Origin of the sequence: Halomonas aquatica (assembly GCF_040196335.1) — a bacterium.
GTDB lineage: Bacteria > Pseudomonadota > Gammaproteobacteria > Pseudomonadales > Halomonadaceae > Halomonas > Halomonas aquatica.
Genome location: NZ_JBEGCJ010000003.1, coordinates 415,810 through 432,067, shown reverse-complemented (window position 1 = coordinate 432,067; position 16,258 = coordinate 415,810). Strand labels below are relative to the sequence as shown.

Annotated in this window: 16 protein-coding genes; 11 read left to right on the top strand and 5 right to left on the bottom strand. The window is 65.9% G+C overall.

Annotation, left to right across the window (positions count from 1 at the left end):
* Both ABE960_RS08335 and ABE960_RS08330 read right to left on the bottom strand, forming a co-directional pair.
* Positions 1 to 405 (bottom strand): DCC1-like thiol-disulfide oxidoreductase family protein, encoded by a 405-nt coding sequence (locus ABE960_RS08335; RefSeq protein WP_349761783.1) that lies wholly within the window; start codon positions 403 to 405, stop codon positions 1 to 3.
* Entirely contained in the window at positions 402 to 893 is a 492-nt protein-coding gene (locus ABE960_RS08330; protein WP_349761782.1) for a CIA30 family protein, read from the bottom strand. Before ABE960_RS08330 ends, ABE960_RS08335 begins: the two co-directional genes overlap by 4 nt.
* 187 nt (positions 894 to 1,080) lie before the next feature.
* Between ABE960_RS08330 and ABE960_RS08325 the strand changes: the two genes are divergently transcribed.
* The 3 genes from ABE960_RS08325 to ABE960_RS08315 all read left to right on the top strand — a co-directional run bounded on the left by ABE960_RS08325 (position 1,081) and on the right by ABE960_RS08315 (position 4,376).
* A complete protein-coding gene (locus ABE960_RS08325; RefSeq protein ID WP_349761781.1) occupies positions 1,081 to 1,668 on the top strand; it encodes a DUF6647 family protein in 588 nt (195 codons plus the stop codon).
* 121 nt (positions 1,669 to 1,789) lie between these two features.
* The gene (locus ABE960_RS08320) at positions 1,790 to 3,379 is read left to right on the top strand and encodes a peptide chain release factor 3 (RefSeq protein ID WP_349761780.1); all 1,590 of its coding nucleotides are present in this window, start codon (positions 1,790 to 1,792) and stop codon (positions 3,377 to 3,379) included.
* Between the two features lie 232 nt (positions 3,380 to 3,611).
* Positions 3,612 to 4,376: a TatD family hydrolase gene (locus ABE960_RS08315; protein WP_349761779.1), complete on the top strand. Its 765-nt coding sequence runs from the start codon at positions 3,612 to 3,614 to the stop codon at positions 4,374 to 4,376.
* Here ABE960_RS08315 and ygfZ read toward each other — a convergent pair.
* Positions 4,369 to 5,403, bottom strand: coding sequence for a CAF17-like 4Fe-4S cluster assembly/insertion protein YgfZ (ygfZ, locus tag ABE960_RS08310; protein WP_349761778.1), 1,035 nt, complete (start codon positions 5,401 to 5,403; stop codon positions 4,369 to 4,371). The two genes, ABE960_RS08315 and ygfZ, sit on opposite strands and share 8 nt — an antisense overlap.
* A 162-nt stretch (positions 5,404 to 5,565) precedes the next feature.
* Here ygfZ and ABE960_RS08305 point away from each other — a divergent pair, with 162 nt between their 5' ends.
* The 6 genes from ABE960_RS08305 (at position 5,566) to ABE960_RS08280 (ending at position 12,573) form a co-directional block, all read left to right on the top strand.
* On the top strand, positions 5,566 to 5,763 hold the full coding sequence (locus ABE960_RS08305; protein WP_349761777.1) for a hypothetical protein: 198 nt from the start codon (positions 5,566 to 5,568) through the stop codon (positions 5,761 to 5,763).
* Entirely contained in the window at positions 5,763 to 6,200 is a 438-nt protein-coding gene (locus ABE960_RS08300; protein ID WP_349761776.1) for an OsmC family protein, read from the top strand. The genes ABE960_RS08305 and ABE960_RS08300 overlap by 1 nt, the downstream gene beginning before the upstream one ends.
* Before the next feature lie 66 nt (positions 6,201 to 6,266).
* Positions 6,267 to 8,294: an excinuclease ABC subunit UvrB gene (gene uvrB, locus ABE960_RS08295; RefSeq protein WP_349761775.1), complete on the top strand. Its 2,028-nt coding sequence runs from the start codon at positions 6,267 to 6,269 to the stop codon at positions 8,292 to 8,294.
* A gap of 209 nt (positions 8,295 to 8,503) precedes the next feature.
* The gene (locus tag ABE960_RS08290; protein WP_349761774.1) at positions 8,504 to 10,009 is read left to right on the top strand and encodes a fumarate hydratase; all 1,506 of its coding nucleotides are present in this window, start codon (positions 8,504 to 8,506) and stop codon (positions 10,007 to 10,009) included.
* A gap of 133 nt (positions 10,010 to 10,142) precedes the next feature.
* The gene (gene cls / locus ABE960_RS08285; RefSeq protein WP_349761773.1) at positions 10,143 to 11,561 is read left to right on the top strand and encodes a cardiolipin synthase; all 1,419 of its coding nucleotides are present in this window, start codon (positions 10,143 to 10,145) and stop codon (positions 11,559 to 11,561) included.
* A 94-nt stretch (positions 11,562 to 11,655) separates the two neighbouring features.
* The gene (locus ABE960_RS08280; protein ID WP_349761772.1) at positions 11,656 to 12,573 is read left to right on the top strand and encodes a LysR substrate-binding domain-containing protein; all 918 of its coding nucleotides are present in this window, start codon (positions 11,656 to 11,658) and stop codon (positions 12,571 to 12,573) included.
* 38 nt (positions 12,574 to 12,611) lie between these two features.
* On the opposite strand, the gene ABE960_RS08275 is transcribed toward ABE960_RS08280, so the two are convergent.
* Entirely contained in the window at positions 12,612 to 13,703 is a 1,092-nt protein-coding gene (locus ABE960_RS08275) for a bifunctional nicotinamide-nucleotide adenylyltransferase/Nudix hydroxylase (RefSeq protein WP_349761771.1), read from the bottom strand.
* Between the two features lie 137 nt (positions 13,704 to 13,840).
* On the opposite strand from ABE960_RS08275, the gene ABE960_RS08270 reads away from it, so the two are divergent.
* Both ABE960_RS08270 and ABE960_RS08265 read left to right on the top strand, forming a co-directional pair.
* The gene (locus tag ABE960_RS08270) at positions 13,841 to 14,785 is read left to right on the top strand and encodes a YihY/virulence factor BrkB family protein (RefSeq protein WP_349761770.1); all 945 of its coding nucleotides are present in this window, start codon (positions 13,841 to 13,843) and stop codon (positions 14,783 to 14,785) included.
* A 199-nt stretch (positions 14,786 to 14,984) separates the two neighbouring features.
* Positions 14,985 to 15,257 (top strand): acylphosphatase, encoded by a 273-nt coding sequence (locus ABE960_RS08265; protein ID WP_349761769.1) that lies wholly within the window; start codon positions 14,985 to 14,987, stop codon positions 15,255 to 15,257.
* A gap of 41 nt (positions 15,258 to 15,298) precedes the next feature.
* On the opposite strand, the gene ABE960_RS08260 is transcribed toward ABE960_RS08265, so the two are convergent.
* The gene (locus ABE960_RS08260) at positions 15,299 to 16,240 is read right to left on the bottom strand and encodes a nucleoside hydrolase (protein ID WP_349761768.1); all 942 of its coding nucleotides are present in this window, start codon (positions 16,238 to 16,240) and stop codon (positions 15,299 to 15,301) included.
* Between the last annotated feature and the right edge of the window lie 18 nt (positions 16,241 to 16,258).

The following is a 16,258-nucleotide window of genomic DNA, read 5'->3' as shown; positions in this document are numbered from 1 at the left end:
TCAGCGCCGGAGATTGTCGATGGGTCCGCGCCGCAGCAGGCGCAGCAGCATCGCCCGGCCCGCCCGCAGCCAGGGATAGAGCCGTGCGGTCCGGCGCGGGGAGGCGAAGAGTCGGGCCATCAACCGGTTGAAGAGGCCGCTGCCCGTGCTCATGAGGGCCAGGTGATGCAGGGCCTCGCTGCCGTGGACCCAGTGCTCGCCGATCCGCAGGGCGAAGCCGTCGTCCAGATCGATGCCGAGTGTGCTCAACTCGCGGCGGGCAGTACTCTCCTGCCTTGCATCGATCAGCTCGAGGTCGCCGACGTCCCGACGCAGCCGATGCAGGCGCACGAACTGCCGGCACATCGGGCACTGGCCGTCATAGACCAGCGTCATGGGGGGCCGTGACCGCTCCTGTGGCGTCATGCCAGGGCCTCCAGGCTGGCGACCTCCAGCCGGAAGTCCCCCTCCCGGCGGTCGGCGATGAGAAAGCCCAGCTGGCGAATCTCCTGCGGCGCGAGCGGCGGGGCGTCGTCCAGCCGTCGGCCCCGGTAGACCGTCTCGAAGTCGCCCCAGGTCAGGTCGAGGGTCTGCCACTCGCCCGAGGTGGCGAAACGGGCGCGGTAGGCCGCGCCATCGGGTAGCCGGTCGGTGCGCAGCCGTAGCTGGTAGGTGCGGCCGTCGCCGCGGACCCGCAGGCGAATCCCTCGGGCTTTGCCAAGCGCCGGGTCGCCGGGCTCGCGGCGCACTGAGGCGAAGCCGCCACCTTGGTCGAGGGAGAGACGCCCGGCAAAGACCCCGAGGCCCTCCTCGGCATGCAGTCCTCCCTTGGAAATGCCGCCCATCACGCCATCGTTGACGGCATGCCAGCGGCCGGCCTCGTCGGCCTCCCCGAAATCGACTCGAAGTGACATGGCGGGTCCTCGCATGGTGGGTGGGTCAGAGGGACAGGATGGCGTGCCTGTCGATCTCTGGCCAGCCTGGAACGGCCATCGGGGGCGCCGCCGGCGCCTGGCAGCTAGACTGGCCAGGTACCGCCGCCGGGGCGGCACGATGCACTCCGTCACCGGCAACCCCTCCCTGACAGCCGAGAGGTGGGCAATGTCCCCTTTACTCACCGCCACTGTCCTGTTCGCGGGCAGGCCCTCGTCCTCGCCGTCGTCGCACCGGCGTCGCCCGTTGGCGATCTGGCTGCTGGCCCTGCTGCTGGCGCTTCCCGTGGCCCCGGTCGCCTCATCGCCCGGCGACGACATGGCCGTGGCGCTGGCGCGGATCACCCGGGAGCAGAGCGCCTGGCTGGCGGCGAGCACCGAGTACCGTGAACCCGACCTGCCGGGGGTCCGCTTCGAGAGCCAGGCCGCGCTGCAGCAGCGCTGCTTCCCGGCCTTCCCCGAAAATCTGGACGTCCGGGTGAGGGGGGCCTACGACCCCGCGGAGGGCAATATCTACCTGGACGACGACCTCGACCTCTCGTCGCCCGTCGAGCTCAGCTACCTGCTCCATGAGCTGGTGCACCATTTCCAGGTCCACAACCGCGAGGACATCAGCGCCCGGGCCCGGGGACGCCTGGAGGGAGAGGCCTATCGGCTGCAGCTGCGCTGGCTCGGGGAGTCGGGAGTCGACGACCCGTGGGGTGCCCTGGGCATCGACGAGAAGACCGTGCAGATCATCGAGCGCAGCACCCGCTAGCCGGCGCTCATGAAGGGTGCCGACGGGCCTCCCGGCGTGTCGGGGTGCAGGCCCCCGGCCTGTCGCGGTATCATGTCGGCCTTTCGCACTCCCATTCGCGTCCCGATCAGGCACCGCATTGATGTCAAACCCCACCCTGGCCCGTGAAGTCGGGCTGCGCAGAACCTTCGCGATCATCTCGCACCCCGACGCCGGCAAGACCACCATCACCGAGAAGATGCTGCTGTTCGGCAACGCCATCCAGCTGGCCGGTTCGGTCAAGAGCAAGCGTGACGACCGCCACGCCACCTCCGACTGGATGAAGATGGAGCAGGAGCGGGGCATCTCGGTGACCACCTCGGTGATGCAGTTCCCCTACGGGGGGCGCATCGTCAACCTGCTCGACACCCCGGGCCACGAGGACTTCTCCGAGGATACCTACCGCACCCTGACCGCGGTGGACTCGGCGCTGATGGTGATCGACGGTGCCAAGGGCGTCGAGGCGCGGACCATCAAGCTGATGGAGGTCTGTCGGCTGCGCACCACGCCCATCCTGACCTTCGTCAACAAGATGGACCGCGACATCCGCGATCCCGTGGAGGTGATGGACGAGGTCGAGGAGGTACTCAACATCCAGTGCGCCCCCATGACCTGGCCGATCGGCATGGGGCGCCACTTCAGGGGCGTCTACCACCTCTACAACGATATCGTCCACCTCTACACCCAGGGGCAGGGCAGTCGCATCCCGGAAGACCGGCACATCGAGGGGCTAGACAACCCCGAGGTGGACGAGGTGCTTGGCGAGGACCAGGCCGAAGAGCTGCGCATGGAGGTCGAGCTGGTGCGCGGTGCCTCCCACGCCTTCGACCGCGAGGCCTACCTGAGCGGCGAGCTGACGCCGGTCTACTTCGGTACCGCCATGGGCAACTTCGGGGTTCGCGAGATGCTCGACGGCTTCGTGGAGTACGCGCCGCCGCCCCAGCCGCGGGAGACCGATACCCGCGTGGTGAAGGCGGATGACGAGCGGTTCACCGGGTTCGTCTTCAAGATCCAGGCCAACATGGACCCGAACCATCGCGATCGCATCGCCTTCCTGCGCGTCTGCTCGGGCAAGTACGAGAAGAACATGAAGATGCGCCATGTGCGCATCGGCAAGGACGTCAAGATCGCCGATGCCTTGACCTTCATGGCCTCGGATCGCTCCCACGTGGAGGAGGCCTGGCCGGGCGACATCATCGGCCTGCACAACCACGGCACCATACAGATCGGCGACACCTTCACCCAGGGCGAGGACATGCGCTTCACCGGCATCCCGCACTTCGCCCCGGAGCTCTTCAAGCGCGTGCGCCTCAAGGACCCGCTGAAGATGAAGGCGCTGCAGAAGGGCCTCCAGCAGCTCTCCGAGGAGGGGGCGACCCAGGTCTTCATGCCGATGGACAACAACGACCTTATCCTCGGCGCCGTGGGCACCTTGCAGTTCGACGTGGTCGCCCATCGTCTCAAGGAGGAGTACAAGGTCGATTGCGTCTACGAGGGCGTGAACGTCAACACCGCGCGCTGGATATACTCCGACGATGCCAAGAAGCTCGAGGAGTTCAAGCGCAAGGCCAGCACCAACCTGGCCATCGACGGGGGCGGCTACCTGACCTATATCGCCCCCACGCGAGTGAACCTGCAGATGACCCAGGAGCGCTGGCCGGAGATCCGCTTCCAGCCGACGCGGGAGCATTGAGCACCAAGCATCGTCCAATAGCGTGACGCAGAGTTGTGACCCATTGAGCGGCGCCGGAGTCGGAACAGCCTTGTCAATCGCGGCTGTTTCGGCGACAGGCCTATGAGGAGGCGCTGTGAACCCGTCCATGGGCGCTACATTTGCCATCCATGGCATATGACCTCCACGCCGGCCTGTCCCCGACGCCGCGGCCAGCTTGCCTCTGCTTCCTGATTCCTAGTAGCGTTTGCCCATGCTCATCGACGCCCACTGCCATCTGGACTTCCCCGACTTCGACGCCGACCGCGAGGCGGTGATCGATCGGGCCAGGGCGGTGGGCGTCACGCGTTTCGTGGTGCCGGGCACTACACGAAAGCGCTGGTCGAATGTGCTGGCGCTGGGTGAACGCGACGACGTCAGCGTATGTCTGGGGCTGCATCCCTATTTCATGGACGCGCACGGCGAAGGCGATCTGGATGCCCTGGCTCAGGCCCTCGATGACCATCCTGAGGTCGTGGCGGTGGGGGAGTGCGGCATCGATGCCCGCTTCGACGAGACCCTCGAGGTCCAGTGGACGCTCTTCGATGCCCAACTGCGCCTGGCCAGGGACAGGGCGCTTCCAGTGGTGATCCACTGCGTGCGAGCTAACGATCAGGTGGCCAAGCGCCTGCGACAGCTCGAGCTGCCGGCGGGTGGGCTGATCCACGCCTTCGCCGGCTCGCCCGAGCAGGCGCGCGTCTTCCTCGATCTCGGCTTCACGCTGGGGCTCGGCGGGGCGGTGACCTTTGACCGGGCCCGGCGCGTGCATCGGGCCGTGACCTCTCTGCCGGACGATGGCTACGTGCTGGAGACCGACAGCCCCGACATGCCGCTGGCAGGCCACCAGGGGGAGCGCAACGAACCTGCGCGGGTCGCCGAGGTGTGCCGCGCGGTGGCCGAGCTTCGCGGCCAGTCGGCACGGCAGGTGGCGGTGGCCAGCACCGCTGCCGCGCGTCGCCTGTTCGGGCTCCCTACTTGACCGCCAGCGCTTCGGGGTCCAGCCGCTCCACCGGGTAGGGCAGCTTCAGCAGCTTGAGCTTCTGGCCGGCGCAGCGCAGGGGCAGGGCGGGCTCCCTGGTGCTCATCACCGCCAGCACCTCGGCCTCGCCGTAGGCATCGAGCTCGGCGCAGAGCACCTCGCCGAGGCGCTTGTCTTCGGCGTCCTCGATGGCGCTGCCGGGTTCCGGCAGCAGGCCGCCGTCGAGCTGGGCGCGCACCAGGCGCTTCTTCACCTGGCCGCGGAAATGGGCGCGGGCGACCACCTCCTGGCCGGTGTAGCAGCCCTTCTTGAAGCTGATGCCGCCCAGCGCCTCCCAATTGATCATCTGCGGCAGGTAGGTGTCGCGCTGGTCGGCATCGAGCCAGGCGAGCCCCGCCTGGATGTCGTGCAGCTGCCAGACGGCGTTGTCCACCGGCGTGGCGTGCTCCCTGAGCCACTGCCAGTCCCCCTCGACCCGGTCGACCGGCAGGCTGACCAGCAGGCGAGGGCGCGGCCCGGGGTGGGCCAGCAGCTGTATTTGCTCATCGCCGGCCTGGTGCCAGGGCCGGGGTGCCGTATGATCGAAGCGCACCTCGGCCAGCGCCGAGGCTTCGCGGCCGATCAGCCCGAGCAGGGCCAGGTCATCGCGCACCTTCAGCTCGACCTTGTAGAAGGCGGCGAACTTCTTCAGGTGCTCGGCCAGGGAGGACACCAGGCTCGCATGCATCACCAGGCGGTAGTGCGCCGGGGCGACGCGCATCAGCTGCGCGTTTGCCAGCACACGTCCCTTGGGAGTGCAGAAGCAGGTCAGCGGCGCGAAGGTACCATCGGCCAGCGACACCTGGGCGCTGGTCTGGCCCTGCAGGAATCGCTCGGCATCGGGACCCTCCACGTCGAGCACCCCGAGGTGGGCGAGGGGCGTCATCACCGTGGCGTCCAGGGCGACACGTGGTGCATCGGCTGTCTCGAACATCATCCGATGGCCGGCCTCCTGCCGTCCGCCGGTGGCAGCGGTCCAATCCATCATCTGCGGGGCTCCTCGTGGTTCGGTGTCGTGCATGATCCTGCCGTCTAGATGCGGGCGATGGGGCGGCATTGCAAGCGCTGCCCGGTGCCCGGGTGTCGTGCTAGACTCGGAGCCTGTTTCCATAGATGGATTCGTCCATCCACGCCATGCCAGGAGGCGTCCATGGCCCAGCAATCACTGAGCTTCGAGGGTGTCGAGAACGCCGATCAGGTCAACCGCATCACCACCGCCCTGATGATGCTCGACGCCGTCGACAGTGTCGAGGTGGGACGCCACGGCGCGGAAGTCGAGGGCCAGGCCCGGCGTGACGCATTGATCAAGGCGGTGAAGGCTCTCAAGCTTGGCATCGAGGTGAAGTGATGAAGAAGACCATTGAAGTCGTCAGTGAACGCAACCATATCTACCGCCAGCGGGTCGAACTCGACGGATTCGAGGATCTGTTCGTCGATGTTCCCGAAGCCTACGGTGGCGAGAACACTGGCCCGGATCCCCACGACTACTTCGACCTTTCCCTGGGCGCCTGCAAGGCGATCACCGCGATGATGTACGCCCGGCGCAAGAAGTGGCCCCTCGAGGGGGTGAGCGTCACGATCAATCGCGACGACAGCCAGGAGCGTCACGGGACCTATCGACTCGAGGTGGTGATGACCTTTCACGGCATCGATGAGCCTGAGCAGCGGGCCCGGCTGGAGGAGATCAGCCACAAGTGCCCTATCCATCGGCTGATGACCACCTCCACCGTGGAGGTGACCACCCGCACCGCCGACCTCAGCGTCAACAACAGCGCCGACGCCTGATTCCGCGCCCGGCGTCGTTTCACTCCCGGGCGCCTTGATGGTGTCCGTTTCGTCAACGGAGCCGCCATGAGCAAGCCCTTTCGTCTGCAGTCCAAGTTCCAGCCCGCCGGCGACCAACCCTCGGCCATCCAGGGCCTGATCGGCGGGCTCGAATCGGGGCTGGCCCACCAGACGCTGCTGGGCGTAACCGGCTCTGGCAAGACCTTCACCATGGCCAACGTGGTCGAGCGCCTGCAGCGGCCGACCATCGTGATGGCGCCCAACAAGACACTGGCGGCGCAGCTCTATGGCGAGTTCAAGTCGTTCTTTCCCGATAACGCCGTCGAGTACTTCGTCTCCTACTACGACTACTACCAGCCCGAGGCCTATGTGCCGTCGTCGGACACCTTCATCGAGAAGGATGCCTCCATCAACGATCACATCGAGCAGATGCGACTCTCGGCCACCAAGGCGCTGCTGGAGCGTCGCGATGCGATCATCGTGGTCTCAGTGTCGGCGATCTACGGCCTGGGTGATCCCGACCAGTACCTGAAGATGCGCCTGCACTTCACCCGCGGCGAACTGATCGATCAGCGCCAGTTACTGCGCCGCCTGGCGGAACTCCAGTACACCCGAAATGACATGGACTTCAAGCGTGGCACCTACCGGGTGCGCGGCGACGTGATCGACATCTTCCCGGCCGATGCCGAGGACGAGGCGGTGCGCGTCGAACTCTTCGATGAAGAGATCGACACCATCAGCCTGTTCGATCCGCTCACCGGCGAGGTGCGGGGCAAGGTGCCGCGCATGACGATCTATCCCAAGTCGCACTATGTGACGCCGCGGGAGACCATCCTCGGCGCCATCGACGAGATCAAGGTGGAACTGGTGGAACGCCTCGACCAGCTCCGCAGGCAGGACAAGCTGGTCGAGGCCCAGCGCCTGGAGCAGCGCACCCTCTACGACATCGAGATGATGCTGGAGCTTGGCTACTGCAACGGCATCGAGAACTACTCGCGATACCTCTCTGGACGCAACCCCGGCGAGCCGCCGCCGACCTTCTTCGACTACCTTCCCAGTGACGCGCTGCTGTTCATCGACGAGTCCCACGTCAGCGTTCCCCAGGTGGGCGGCATGTATAAGGGCGACCGTTCCCGCAAGGAGACCCTGGTGGAATACGGGTTTCGTCTCCCGTCGGCGCTGGACAACCGTCCGATGAAGTTCGACGAGTGGGAGCGAATCTGCCCCCAGACGATCTTCGTCTCCGCCACGCCGGGCCCCTACGAGGCCGAGCATGCCGGTCAGGTGGTCGAGCAGGTCGTGCGCCCGACCGGCCTGCTTGACCCTGAGATCGAGGTGCGACCGGCCTCCACTCAGGTCGACGACCTGCTCTCGGAGATTCGGCTCCGTAGCGAGGTAGAGGAGCGGGTGCTGGTCACCACCCTGACCAAGCGCATGGCCGAGGACCTCACCGAATATCTGGACGAGCATGATGTGCGGGTGCGCTACCTGCATTCCGATATCGACACCGTGGAGCGGGTGGAGATCATCCGTGACCTGCGTCTTGGCAAGTTCGACGTCCTGGTGGGGATCAACCTGCTTCGCGAGGGGCTCGATATCCCAGAGGTCTCACTGGTGGCGATCCTCGATGCCGACAAGGAAGGCTTCCTGCGCAACGAACGTTCGCTGATCCAGACCATGGGACGCGCCGCACGCAATGCACATGGCAAGGCGATCCTCTACGGTGACCGGGTGACCGACTCCATGCGGCGTGCCATGGAGGAGACGGATCGGCGGCGCGGCAAGCAGGTCGAACACAACGAGGCTAACGGCATCACGCCGACCAGCGTGACCCGATCGGTTGCCGATATCCTCGAGGCCGCCCAGGCCCCCGGGAAGAAGGGCAAGGGACGTCGTGGCGAGCGCAAGGTCGCCGAGCGGGAGGCCGTCTACGATCCCGCCGAGATGTCGCCCCAGGAACTGCTGAAGGAGGTCTCCCGGGTCGAGGATTCCATGCACGAGGCGGCACAGAACCTGGAGTTCGAGGAGGCCGCCCGGATGCGTGATCGGTTGCATGAGCTCAAGGACCGTCAACTGCTCCTGGGCACCGCCTGAGGGATCATTGCCATGTCCTGGCAAGGATTGCCGTTTCCGTACACCTTTATACCGTTATCTTTCTTTAAGGCAAAGCAGCAGCACCCGCTTTGGTGGTAGACCTGACGAGGCGTTACGCAGCTGAGGTATACTACCGGCCGTTCGAGCCCACCCATGAAGGAATGCCTTCCAGGGCGGGCATGCCGACAACGCCAAGGAGTCCCTTGCCCATGACCGTGATTCGCCAGGACGACCTGATCCAGAGCGTCGCCGATGCCTTGCAGTACATCTCCTATTACCACCCGAAGGACTTCATCGACGCCATGGCGGAGGCCTACGAGCGGGAAGAGAACCCTGCGGCCAAGGACGCCATCGCCCAGATCCTCATCAACTCGCGGATGTGCGCCTTCGGCAAGCGTCCGATCTGCCAGGACACCGGCATCGTCACGGTCTTCGTCCATGTCGGAATGAACGTGCGCTTCGAGGCCGACATGAGCCTCGACGACATGGTCAACGAGGGCGTTCGCCGTGCCTACCAGCTGCCGGACAACGTGCTGCGCGCCTCGGTGCTGGCCGATCCTGACGGCAAGCGGGCGAACACCAAGGACAACACCCCGGCGGTCATCCATCACAAGCTGGTGCCCGGCGACACCGTCGAGGTGCACGTGGCGGCCAAGGGCGGCGGCAGCGAGGCCAAGTCCAAGTTCGCCATGCTCAACCCGTCGGACAACGTGGTCGACTGGGTCATGGAGCAGCTGCCCAAGATGGGCGCCGGCTGGTGCCCGCCCGGCATGCTGGGCATAGGCATCGGCGGCACCGCCGAGAAGGCCATGGAGCTCGCCAAGGAGGCGCTGCTCGACCCCATCGACATCCAGGACCTGCAGGCGCGCGGCGCCTCCACCCGGGCAGAGGAGCTGCGCCTGGAGCTGTTCGACAAGGTCAATCAGAGCGGTATCGGCGCCCAGGGGCTGGGCGGTCTGACCACGGTGCTGGACATCAAGGTCAAGGACTACCCGACCCATGCCGCCAACAAGCCGGTGGCGATCATCCCCAACTGTGCCGCCACCCGACATGCACACTTCACCCTGGACGGCAGCGGCCCAACGGCACTGCCCGCGCCGAGGCTCGAGGACTGGCCGGAGATCACCCGCGAGGCGGGCGACAACGTCAAGCGCGTCGACCTCGACAGCGTGACCCCCGAGGAGGTCAGGACCTGGCAGCCCGGTGACACTCTGCTGCTCAACGGCAAGCTCCTCACCGGCCGTGACGCCGCCCACAAGCGCATGGTCGACATGATCGCCAAGGGCGAGCCGCTCCCGGTGGACATGAAGGGCCGGTTCATCTATTACGTGGGCCCCGTGGATCCGGTGCGCGACGAGGTCGTCGGTCCGGCCGGCCCGACCACCGCCACACGCATGGACAAGTTCACCCGCACCATGCTGGAGGAGACCGGCCTCTTGGGTATGGTCGGCAAGGCAGAGCGTGGCGAGTCGGCCATCGAGGCGATCCGCGACAATAAGGCGGTCTATCTGATGGCGGTGGGGGGCTCCGCCTACCTGGTCGCCCAGGCGATCAAGAAGGCCCGTGTTGTCGGCTTCGAGGATCTCGGCATGGAGGCCATCTACGAGTTCGAGGTGGAGGACATGCCGGTGACCGTGGCGGTCGACAGCCAGGGCACCTCGGTGCATCAGACCGGCCCCGCCAAGTGGAAGGAGATCATCGCCGAACGCGTCTGACCCCCCACCCCGAATCGCCGATGGTCCCGCCACCTGGTGGGGCCGTCGGCTCTGGGGGTATGCTGAGGATATGCGTTAGGGCATTGCTTTCATGGACGGCCACGCCGTCGTCCCACGGAACGGGAATCCGACCATGACCTCCTGGCTGATCGGCCTGGCGATCTTCCTGACCCACCTGCTGGGTATCCTCTCGGCCGTGCTGGCCCTGATGTCCAGCCGCACCTCCCAGGGTGCCATCGCCTGGATCATCTCGCTCCTGACCATGCCCTACCTGGCGGTGCCGGCCTACTGGATATTCGGTCGACCCCGTTTCTATGGGTATGTGTCGGCCCGTGGCGAGCGTGACAGCGTGTTGCGTCGCCAGTTGCACCGTTATCGTGATCGTTTCGCTCCCTATCTGTCGGCCAGCAATGATGCCGACATCCGTGCCGTGGAGCAGCTTGCCCTCATGCCACTCACTGGCGGCAACCGGGCGGAGCTACTGATCGATGGCAAGGCGACCTTCGAGAGTCTCTTCGCAGGCATCGACGCCGCCACTGAGTACATCCTCATCCAGTTCTTCATCGTGCGTGATGACGCCCTGGGCCTAGAACTCAAGCACCGCTTGCAGCGAGCTTCGGAGAAGGGGGTGCGGGTCTGTTTCCTGTACGACGAGATCGGCTCTCACGGCCTACCCGATCGCTACCTGCGCGACCTGCGCGAGGCCGGCGTGGAGGTGAGCGCCTTCCGCTCTTCGCGGGGACTGAAGCATCGCTTCCAGCTCAATTTTCGCAATCACCGAAAGGTGCTGGTGGTGGACGGGCGTTTGGGCTGGGTAGGTGGCTTCAATGTGGGCACCGAGTACCTGGGACAGAACCCCCGTTTCGGCCACTGGCGCGACACCCACCTCAAGCTCACCGGCCCCAGCGTGCTGGGACTTCAGGAGGCCTTCTGGGAGGACTGGCACTGGGCCACCGGCGAGATGATCTCGCTGACCTGGACGCCCGTGCCGTGCCCTACCGGCAGCCAGAAGGTGGTGATCGTGCCCTCGGGACCGGCCGATCCCCAGGAGACGGCGAGCCTGCTGGTGCAGCATTCCATCCACAGCGCCCATGAGCGACTCTGGGTGACCAGCCCCTACTTCGTGCCCGACCAGGGGGTTCAGGATGCGCTGCGCCTGGCCGCGATGCGCGGGGTGGATGTGAGGATCATGATGCCGGAACGCCCCGATCACCTGCTGATATTTCTCTCTGCCTTCTCCTTCCTGCCCGACATGCTGCGCGCCGGTGTCCGAGTCTATCGCTACCAGCCGGGTTTCCTGCATCAGAAGGTGATGCTGATCGACGATGTCGCCGCCAGCGTCGGCACGGTGAACCTCGACAACCGCTCCTTCCGCCTCAACTTCGAAATCACCGCCGTGGTGCCCGACAGGCAGTTTGCCGGCGAGGTGCGCAGGATGCTCGAGCACGATTTCACCGACTGCCGGCGGGTGACGCTGGAGGAAATCACCCGACGTCCTCTGTGGCGCAAGCTGCTCTCCCGCGCGGCCTATCTGCTCTCGCCGATCCAGTGATGCGGCTTGGGTCCCGCCCGACGCTGGGGTACATTAGCGGGCTTCGAGGGCTCCCCGCTGGGGGGGCATGCATTAGACATCCAGGGGAATTGCTGTGAACCTCGAGACCAAGTGGCTGGAAGACTTCGTTGCCCTGGCAAGCACGCGCAGCTTTTCGGCCTCGGCCCGTCAACGACATGTCACCCAGCCGGCCTTCAGCCGGCGCATTCGCTCCCTGGAGCAGGCCGTCGGCGTGACCCTGGTCGATCGCTCCACTACGCCGGTGGACCTGACCCCGGAAGGACAGCTGTTCCTGGTCACCGCCCGCAACATCGTCGAGCAGCTCAACGAGAGCCTCGGCCACCTGCGTGGCCTGGCCATGGCCAACGAGGCGCTGGATATCGTTGCCGCCCATTCCCTGGCACTGAGTTTCTATCCGCCATGGATCTCCCGACTCCAGCAGGGCCTGGGGGAACTGCCTACTCGGCTGGTGGCCATGAACGTAGGGGAAGCGATCCATGTGCTGCGCGAGGGCAAATGCGACCTGATGCTGGCCTACTACGATCCCTATGCCAGCATGCAGCTCGATGCCGAGGTCTTTCCCTCCTTCTCGATCGGCCAGGTGAACATGCTGCCCGTCTGCCTGCCCGACGAGCAGGGCAGGCCGCGCGTGACCCTGGAAGGTCAGGAATCGATACCCTATCTCGCCTATACCCAGGGTGCCTTCCTGGGCCGCAGCGTGCGGATGCTGCTCAAGAACGACCCGGTGCGCATGCGCCTGCGCACCGTCTACGAGACGGCCATGGCCGAGGGCCTGAAGGGCATGGTGATGCAGGGCATGGGCATGGCCTGGATCCCGGATTTCTGCATTCGCCAGGAACTCAAGGATGGTCGCCTGATCCGCGCCGGCGCCGAGAAGTGGGACGTGCCGCTGGAGATCCGCCTCTACCGCTGCTCGCTGGTGCACAAGCCCGGCGTCGAGAAGCTCTGGCGGCAGATGATGAAGTTGCCGAGGGACTTTCTACAGGCCTGACGGTACCCCCGGTCTCCAGGCCCAACGGGGCGAGCCCGCTAGCGGCCGCCGAAGTCCGCCGGAAGCCCAAGGAAGTCCTGGATGATGAAGAAGTGGTCCTCGAACAGGCTCTCGGGATCCAGCTCGGCCAGGGGGACCCAGCGGGCGTGATCGCCGCCCTTGACCGGCTTGAGCTGGGGGAGCTGCTGCTCGGGTCGCAGGGCGAAGTAGAAGGCCTCGGCCAGCGTTCGTCCCCGCCAACTGCGGTGAGGTTCGTCGAAGAGGCGCTGACCTCGTAGCGAGCCCTTGAGTACCGCTTCCGGCACCTTGAGACGAACCCGTTCCCGCAGCTCCCTCAGACAGGCATCCATCAGGCGTTCATGGGGACTGACGAACCCCCCGGGCAGCGCATAGAGTCCCTTGCCCGGCGCAGCGGTCCGCCTCACCAGCAGCACATGGCCGGATTGCACCACCACGGCGTTGACGGTGACGAAGATGGGCGGATAGGGAGCCTGCGCCCAGGCCTGGCGGTACTGATCGAGCAGGTGCTGCTCCTCGACCAGCTGGCCATAAGGCATCTCCTCCAGGAAGGTCCGGATCCGCGTCACTACCCCGGGGGGCAGGTCATGGGTCGCATGGGTGCTCAAGTAGTCTTCCGCCGAAGCTGCCGAGCGGAACAGTCGCTCACGAATCCGGTTGGCCGAGATGCCTTCCACCAGCGACACACTTACCGACTCCCACTGGGGAAACAGCGAGAGGTAATAGCTGGACTGGCCGCGACTGGCCCCGATCAGGCCGATGCGCGGCAGTCGCGCATGCTCAGGGCTGGCGATGTCACGAACCTTGCGCTGCACGTCGCGGACCCAGACATCGTTGTTGTAGAGGGCGTCGAGCAGCGGCACGACCTTCAACCGGGCGTTGTCCTCCTGCTCGAAGGCACTGCGCAGCATGCGCAGGCGCTCTTCGTAACGCCAGGGGTTTCGCAGCGACCGCGCCTGCCAGGCGGAACCTACCAGCACGATGACCTGGCGAGCTTGCAGCAGGGCCTCGCGGATCACCGCCAGGTGTCCCAGGTGGGGCGGCTGGAAGCGGCCGATGAACACCAGACAATCGAAGTCGACAGGGCTGTCGTCGTCCGGTCTTGCAGTCATGAAGGCTCCTGACGGGCGATGGGGTGGGCCGGGGCCATTATGGTCAGGCCGGGCAGCCGCTGCAATCGCGGCCGCCATCGGCGAGATGACGTCCATTCGGGTATGCTGAAGAAAACGACAGGGACTCGGGGAACAGGGTGATCAAGCCAAACGTGACGACGATCCAGCAAGCGGTGCTGTTCTGGTGGGAGGTGGTGCATGGCGCCGTGAAGCTTTGGCTGGAGCGCAATGCCTTCAGTTACGCCGGTTCGCTGGCCTTCTATACCCTCTTCTCGCTGGCCCCCACGATGATCATCGCGGTCACGGTGATCGGCGTGGTGCTCGGTGAAGAGGCCGCCCAGGGTCAGATCGTCGCCCAGCTCCAGGGCACCATGGGCCATGACGCCGCCGCCGCCATTGAACAGGCGGTCGCCCAGTCGCGCATCGAGGAGTCGGGCGTGCTGCCGACGTTACTCGGGATAGGGGCGCTGCTGGTCGGTGCGACCACCGTGTTTGCCCAGATGCAGTTCTCGCTGAACACCCTCTGGGGTGTCACGGCACGGCCGAGCAGCAACAGTGCGCTCAAGTTCGTCAAGAATCGTCTGCTGTCACTCACCGTAGTGCTGGCCATCGGCTTCATTATGCTGGTGTCGCTGGTGTTAGGGGTGGCGGTACGCGCCTTGCTGAAGGCGGGAGATGACCTACTGCCCTTCGTTGGTCTGCTGACCACCGCCGCCGAGTTCCTGGTGTCGCTGGCGGTGATCGTCGCGCTCTTCGCCACCATCTTCAAGGTGTTGCCGGACGTCGTGCTGCGCTGGAAGGACGTATTGGTCGGCGCCGTGGTCACCGCCGTGCTGTTCGCCATCGGCCGCTGGGTCATCGCCTTCTACCTGGCCTACACGGCCACGGCCTCCACCTATGGCGCGGCCGGGGCGGTGGTGATGATCCTGCTGTGGGTCTACTACAGCTCGCTGATCCTGCTGTTCGGGGTCGCCTTTACCAAGTGCCACCTGCTGGCCCGAGGGCGGAGCGTGGTGCCGCGCAACTCCGCCGTTCTAGTGCGCCACGAGCTGCTCGAGAGCCATGAACCGAAGGTGAACTGAGCGCCGCCATCCCCCATGAGCACAACGATTCCGCCAGCCTCGTCGCGCTCGGTGACGATCCGCCGGTGGTGGTCGACGATGGACGCGGTGACACTCCCTGGTGAGGGTGTTGGCCAGTGCGTGGCGCGAGACTGGTCGCGAAGGCGGCCATGCTGGTAGAAAGGGTATCGATATCGATCGTTGCGACCAGGAGATGGCCATGGACATGTGCTGCGCGAAGGCGCTGGTGACCGGCAAGGTGCAGGGGGTCTGGTACCGCCGGGCGGCCCAGGAGCAGGCCCTCAAGGCTGGGATCACCGGCCATGCGATCAACCTCACGGACGGCCGGGTGGAGGTGCTGATGTGCGGCGAGCGCGAGGCTGTCAAGCGGCTCGCCGAGTGGCTCTGGAAGGGCCCGGACCATGCCCGGGTCACCCACGTGGAATTCGAGGTGATCGAGACCCATGCCCCGGACGACTTCCGTACCGGCTAGCACGAACGGTCGCTCAGGACAGGGCTGTCAGGACAGGGCTATCAGGACAGAGTATCGGCGATCCAGTCGCTGACGGCCGCCCCGTCGACGGACAGGCAGACTTCCACGAGCGGAGTCCGCGACCAGCGTGACTCGATGAAGTCGCGTCCCTCGGGGGCGAAGATGGTCTGGCCCCGGGCATCGCCGGCGGTCGCCACGGTCAGGTGGCCGCGGGCCGTGGTGAAGAGCTCCGGGCGCAGCAGCCAGGCCAGGGCACAGCTGTCATGGGGGCAACAGCCGTCGATGCCGAGGAACTCGCGGTAGAAGTCCCGATAGAAGGCGAAGCTCCCCGCCAGCACCTTGCCAAGCTCGCCCTGGCCGGCCTCGATGCGGGTCATGTGCGCATCGGTGAGCACGCAACGGTGGGTGACGTCCAGGCCCACGAGTGTCAGCGGCCAGCCGGCGGTCAGCACCCGGGATGCGGCGTCCGGGTCGTTGAACATGTTGGCCTCCGCCACCGGGCTGACGTTGCCACCCTCGCGGATCGACCCCCCCATGATCACCACGTGCTTCACCCGGTCGATGATGGTCGGATCGAGTTGAAGGGCCGCGGCCAGGTTGCCTACCGGGCCGACGGCGACAAGGGTGACCTCGCCGGGCCGAGCATTCACGGTGTCGACGATGAACTGCGGTGCGCTCACCGCCTCAGCCTTCCCCTTCACGGGCGGCAGCGTGATGTCACCCAGGCCATTGGCGCCATGGATATGGGCGGGCGGCGGATGGCGATCCTTGACCATCGGTCCCGCGGCACCCTGAGCGACCGGGATATCCCGCCCGGCCAGTTCGGACAGCAGCAGGGCGTTGTGGGTGGCCGTCTCCACGTCGACGTTGCCATAGGTGGTGGTCAGGCCCAGCAGCTCGATCTCGGGATGGCGCAGGGCGATGGCGATGGCCTGGGCGTCGTCGACGCCCGGGTCGGTATCGAAGATGATCGGATGCGACACGGTCGGATTCCTCTAACG